The organism is Bartonella capreoli, from assembly GCF_902813205.1.
In the GTDB taxonomy this organism is placed as follows: Bacteria; Pseudomonadota; Alphaproteobacteria; order Rhizobiales; family Rhizobiaceae; genus Bartonella; species Bartonella schoenbuchensis.
Window position 1 is genome coordinate 1 of sequence record NZ_CADDZX010000267.1, and the last position, 425, is coordinate 425.

The following is a 425-nucleotide window of genomic DNA, read 5'->3' on the forward strand; positions in this document are numbered from 1 at the left end:
CGTATTAACTGACCTCGTTTGGGAACCTCAACACCCAATAATTTTTCAACAGCAAGCACAAAAGCATGCTCCTGATTCATAGGAGCAACATAATCCAGACGGTCTAAGTAAGGGCCAGCTTGAAGATACGTTTTTGTTTCCATTAATTTTTCGGTACCGCGATGTAATAATCCAATATGTGGATCCACACGCTCAACAACTTCACCGTCCAATTCGAGAACCATGCGCAAAACCCCATGCGCTGCAGGATGCTGCGGTCCAAAATTGATATTAAAGTTCCGAACATTAACTTCAGCCACATTCAACCCCTTGCTTTATCTAAAAAACTTCATATTAAATATCAATAAAACCTTTTATAACAGGCAAAATATTTAATTATTTTAAACTCTAAGTTCTAGTTTTATTCGCTCGAATATTATTTTGGG

The 425-nt window shown here is 37.6% G+C and carries 1 pseudogene; it reads right to left on the bottom strand.

Annotated elements, in window-relative coordinates:
- Positions 1–299: pseudogene (locus tag J7R05_RS08355) on the bottom strand (NADH-quinone oxidoreductase subunit D); the annotation flags it as partial.
- Positions 300–425: the final 126 nt, after the last annotated feature.